Source organism: Pigmentiphaga sp. (genome assembly GCF_019689535.1).
Classification (GTDB): domain Bacteria; phylum Pseudomonadota; class Gammaproteobacteria; order Burkholderiales; family Burkholderiaceae_B; genus Pigmentiphaga.
Map to the genome: position 1 here is coordinate 1 of NZ_JADGHH010000221.1, position 5,067 is coordinate 5,067.

Sequence of the window (5,067 nt, forward strand, 5' to 3'; positions counted from 1 at the left end):
ACGCCCGCCCTGCCAGGCCTCCACCCAGTACGCGGTGGACGGGTCGCGCGCGCTGGTCGACGCCTTGCCGGCGAACTCTTCCCCTATGCCCCGCGCCAGGGCCTTGCCGTACTCCACGCCCCATTGGTCGAAGGGGTTGATGCCCCAGACCACGCTTTGCACGAACACCTTGTGCTCGTACAGCGCCAGCAAGGCGCCCAGCGAATGCGGGGTCAAGCGCGGCAGCACGATAAGGGTGGACGGCCGGCCGCCCGGATGGGCCTTGTGGCGCGCGAGCCAGGCGGCGCGCTCGGGGTCCTCGCCCTGCGCCGTGAGCGCTTCCTCCAGCACGGAAGCGGGCTTGCCGCGCAATAGCGCTTCGCGCTGCGCCAGGCAGTTCGCCACCAGCAGGCGATGATGCTCGGGATAGGGATGGTCCGGCTCGCGGCAGAGGATGAAATCCACCGGCGCGCCTTCCGGCCCCTGGTGCAGCCACTGGAAAAACGTGTGCTGCCCGTCCGTGCCTGGCATGCCCCAGACGATGGGGCCCGTGGGCAGCGACACGGGCCGGCCGTGCAAATCCACGGACTTGCCGAGCGATTCCATCTCCAGCTGCTGCAGGTACGGCACCAGGTGCGCCAGGCGCGCATCGTAGGGCGCGATATTGAGCGAGGGATAGCCGAACACGTTGCGGTTGGCGATGCCCGCCAGCGCGAGCTGCACCGGCGCATTGCGCTCGAGCGGCGCCTGCGCGAAATGCACGTCCATCGCCGCCGCGCCTTGCAGGAACGCATCGAGCGCCTCGGCGCCCAGCGCCAGCGCAATGGGCAAGCCGATGGCCGACCACACCGAGTAGCGGCCACCCGCCCAGTCCCAGAAGGTGAAGATCTGGTCCGGCGCCACGCCCATCTGCTTGGCGGCCTCCGGGTTGGCCGTAATGGCCACGACCTGGGCCCACGGGTCGGCCACGCCGCCTTCGCGCAGCCAGCGCAAGGCGCACTGCGCGTTGTTCAGCGTCTCGACCGTGTTGAACGACTTGGACGACACCACCACCAACGTGCGCTGCGGATCGAGGCCGAGCAGGCCCGCCTCGATGGCATGGCCGTCGATGTTGGAGACGAAGCGCATCTGCCGCCGCGTGCCGGCATAGCCGATGGCCGAGACCACGAGCTTCGGGCCCCAATCGCTGCCGCCGATGCCGATGTGCACCACGGCGTCGTAGCGCGCCTGGGCATCGATGTGGCGCACGAAATTGCGCACGCGGTCGCGCTCGGCCAGCACGCGCGCGGCCACGCGCCCCGGCGGGTCTTCCGCGCGCAGGGCCGTGTGCCAGGCGGCGCGGTTCTCGGTACAGTTCGCGATCCCGCCTTCCAACAGGCGTTCGCGCCAGGCGCCGAAATCCCGTTCAGCAAGCAAGGCGGCGCCTGCCGCCAGCAACTCCGGCGACTGCGCCTGCATGCTCAGGTCCACCGCCAGGCCCGCGGCCTCGAGCACCCGCAGGGAGCCCGCCTTGCGGTCCGCGCGCAGGGCGGCTTCGACAAACGCTTTCCAGGCCGCCATATCGGCAAGCGGCGTCAAGGCTTGCGACAGATATGCGGGGGCGCCTTTCAACAATGTCGATACCTCCTTCTCAGACTCAGAACGGCAACTTGGCATCAGGAGCGACGCGCAGCAGCTGCGTGCGGAAATCCTCTTGGATGCGCGCCAGCGCCGCGTCGTCGTCCGCCTCGAAACGCAACACCACCACGGGCGTGGTGTTGGAAGGCCGGGCCAACCCGAAGCCATCGGCGTACTCCACCCGCACGCCGTCGATAGTGATCACCTCCCGGGCGCCCGTGAACTGCCCTTGCTGCTGCAGGCGCTTGACCACTTCGAACTGCTCGCCTTCGGCGGTCTCCAGCTTGAGCTCGGGCGTGGACTTGGCTTGCGGCAAGGCCTCGAGCACCGCCGAGGGGTCGTCCGAGCGCGAGAGGATCTCGAGCAGCCGCGCGCCGGTATAGAGCCCGTCGTCGAAGCCGTACCACCGCTCCTTGAAGAAAATATGGCCACTCATCTCGCCCGCCAAGGGGGCGCCGGTTTCCTTGAGCTTGGCCTTGACCAGGGAATGCCCGGTCTTCCACATCAGGGGCTTGCCGCCCGCGGCAGCGACTTCCTGCGCCACGTAGCGGCTGCACTTGACGTCGTAGATGATCTCGGCGCCCGGGTTGCGGGCCAGCACGTCGCGCGCGAACAGGATCAATTGGCGGTCGGGCCAGACGATCTGCCCGGACTTGGTCACCACGCCCAGGCGGTCGCCGTCGCCGTCGAAGGCCAGGCCGATCTCGCAATCGGTCTCGGCCAGGCACCGGACCAAATCCTCAAGGTTGTGCGGGTCGGCCGGGTCCGGATGGTGGTTGGGGAAATTGCCGTCCACGTCGCAATACAGCTCGACCACCTCGCAGCCCAGCGCCTTGAAAAGCTGCACCGCCGTCGGGCCGGCCACGCCGTTGCCAGCATCGACCGCGATCTTCATCTTGCGCGAGAGCTTCACGTCGCCCACGATGCGCTGCAGGTAATCCGGCGTCACGTTCCATTCCTTGCGCGTGCCGGGCGTCGCGGCATCCATGCCCTCGCCCTTGAGCATCGGCTCGCGCAGCGCCGTGATGGCATCGCCATAGAGCGTCGTGCCCGCCATCATCATCTTGAAGCCGTTGTACTGCGGCGGGTTGTGGCTGCCGGTAATGGCCACGCCCGAGCCGGTGCCGCTCACGTGGGCGGCGTAATAGACCAAGGGCGTCGGCACCATGCCGATGTCCAGCACGTCCACGCCCCCGGCCAACAGGCCCGCCTGCAGCGCCTCGGCCAAATCCGGACCGCTCAGGCGCCCGTCCCGGCCGACGACGACTTCCTTCACGCCCGCGCGCCGCGCCGCCAACGCCAACGCGCCGCCCAGGCGACGCGCGAATTCCGGACTCAAGGGTGAGGGGACGACGCCGCGGATGTCATACGCCTTGAAGGCGGAAGCGGCAATGTCGATAGCGGAAGAGGAAAGGTTAGTCCCCACGCAAAACTCCTGGGTTGGCTTTGATATTCATCCGAGCGGACAGCTCCAAAAGGCTGAACCCACTCTATGTCTTCGTCAAATCGTGCAGATGGTAATACACAAAGACATAGCCGGTCGCATGCCCCAAGTATCCCAGGCGCGTGAGCGCAGCACGAGTCGGACAAGTTAACTAGGACTATAGATGAAGTTGACAGCAGAGAAGACGGGATACCCCGCCGGCGTAACGCTGCGTTACGCCACACACGCAAATGACACCACTCAAGCGCCAAACCCTGGCACCGTATACGTGACATTGGACGCACGGTCGTATATACACAATTCGATAGCGATGCTGTCTTGCTTCCTCCTAGCCTCGCACTGGCTCCATCCGCACGAGTGCACATGCTGAACCTGACGATCAGTTTCATCGTTTCTTTTCTTGCCACCCTCTTCATCGTCCGCGTGAGCCATCGCCACAGCGCCGCAGCGGACCGCGATCTCTCCGGCGTCCAAAAATTCCACGTCCGGCCGGTGCCCCGCATAGGCGGCGTGGGCATCCTGCTCGGCTGCTGCCTGGCCGTCGGGATGCTGACGGCGCGCGACCTGCCTCTCGCCAAGCACCTGGCGCTCCTCCTGGCCTGTTCGGCCGTGGTGTTCGGCATTGGCCTCGCGGAAGACTTCACCCAGCGCATCAGCCCCACGGTGCGGCTGCTGTGCGCGCTGGCAGGCGGCGCGCTGGGCGCCGTCGTACTCGATGCCAGCCTGGTCAGGGTGGACGTGCCGCTGGTGGATGCGTGGCTCGCCCTGCCGCTGGCCGGCGGCCTTGCGGCCGTGGTGTGCGTGGCAGCGCTGGTCAATGCCGTCAACATCATCGATGGCTTCAACGGCCTCGCGGCGGCGGCGGCCATGGCCATGTTCGCCTCGCTCGGCTACGTCGCCTTCAAGGTGGGGGACCCGCTCGTGCTTGGCGGCGCGCTCATCATGATCGGGGCCATCCTGGGCTTTTTGGTCTGGAACTATCCCTACGGCTTCATCTTCCTGGGGGATGGTGGCGCCTACTTCCTCGGCTTCATGCTGGCCGAGCTCGGCATCCTGCTCGTGGCGCGCAACCCGCAGGTCTCGGCCTGGTATCCCGCCCTGCTCTTCATTTACCCCATCTTCGAGACGCTCTTCTCCATATATCGAAAGAAATATCTCCGCGGCATGTCGCCCAGCCTGCCGGACGGCATCCACCTGCACATGCTGATCTACAAGCGCGTCATCCGCTGGGCGGTCGGCTCGCGCAACGCGCGGCTACTCCTGCGGCGCAACGCCAGCACCTCCCCCTACCTGTGGGCACTCAGCCTGCTCGCCATCGTGCCGGCTACCGCCTTCTGGCACCAGAAGTTCGTGCTGGTGGGCTTCCTCGCCGTCTTCGTCGCGGTGTACCTCTGGCTGTACACCGCCATTGTGCGCTTTCGCACGCCCCGCTGGCTCGTGCTGCGCAAATACACCGACAATCGAAACCGCTAGGGCGATAGTCAAAGTGATGCAAATACCGCACAAAAAAATACATTCTTAAAACAATGTAACTTATTGTAAAATTAACAACCCCTGGGGAAATGGCGCTATCCATACTGTTCAGAGGGCTATTTCATGCGAATTTTTCCGCAATTCGTTACATAGCTACATCAGGGCGTCATGCTTCCAGCCCTATGCTGGCGCCCTTATGGATTGCAACCGGCTAAAAGGCAGATACCAGCCTCAGCCGAAATGGGGAATCATGGCGGCACGTTGAAGCGGGCGCCCGGCAGCGGAGCGTTCGCTTTCCCATTGGCCGCACGTGAAGCAGTAACAAGAATCGCGGAAAACAATCATGGCTGCAGTACACACCCAATATTTCGGGACCGACGGCATACGGGGCAAAGTAGGCGGGCCGGTCATCAACCCGGCATTCGCGCTTCACTTGGGGCATGCCGCGGGCCAAGTGTGTCAGGCGACACCGTAAATTGACCCCCTAGCGACACGAGGAACTGACCCCCTCGTTCGCAAGGAGGCCATCGTTGGAAACGAAGCACATTGAGGTA

General features: G+C 65.1%; 3 protein-coding genes and 1 pseudogene. 2 read left to right on the plus strand and 2 right to left on the minus strand.

Annotated features, from left to right (window positions below):
* Positions 1–1,539: glucose-6-phosphate isomerase (gene pgi, locus IRZ12_RS15350; RefSeq protein WP_296470195.1), on the minus strand; the 1,539-nt coding region annotated here is incomplete at its 3' end.
* A gap of 76 nt (positions 1,540–1,615) precedes the next feature.
* The gene (locus IRZ12_RS15355) at positions 1,616–3,022 is read right to left on the minus strand and encodes a phosphomannomutase/phosphoglucomutase (protein WP_296470190.1); all 1,407 of its coding nucleotides are present in this window, start codon (positions 3,020–3,022) and stop codon (positions 1,616–1,618) included.
* A gap of 381 nt (positions 3,023–3,403) precedes the next feature.
* Between IRZ12_RS15355 and IRZ12_RS15360 the strand changes: the two genes are divergently transcribed.
* Together IRZ12_RS15360 and IRZ12_RS15365 are read left to right on the plus strand one after the other, a co-directional pair.
* The gene (locus IRZ12_RS15360) at positions 3,404–4,513 is read left to right on the plus strand and encodes a glycosyltransferase (protein ID WP_296470193.1); all 1,110 of its coding nucleotides are present in this window, start codon (positions 3,404–3,406) and stop codon (positions 4,511–4,513) included.
* A gap of 343 nt (positions 4,514–4,856) precedes the next feature.
* A pseudogene (locus IRZ12_RS15365) lies at positions 4,857–4,970 on the plus strand (hypothetical protein); the annotation flags it as partial.
* Positions 4,971–5,067 lie beyond the last annotated feature (97 nt).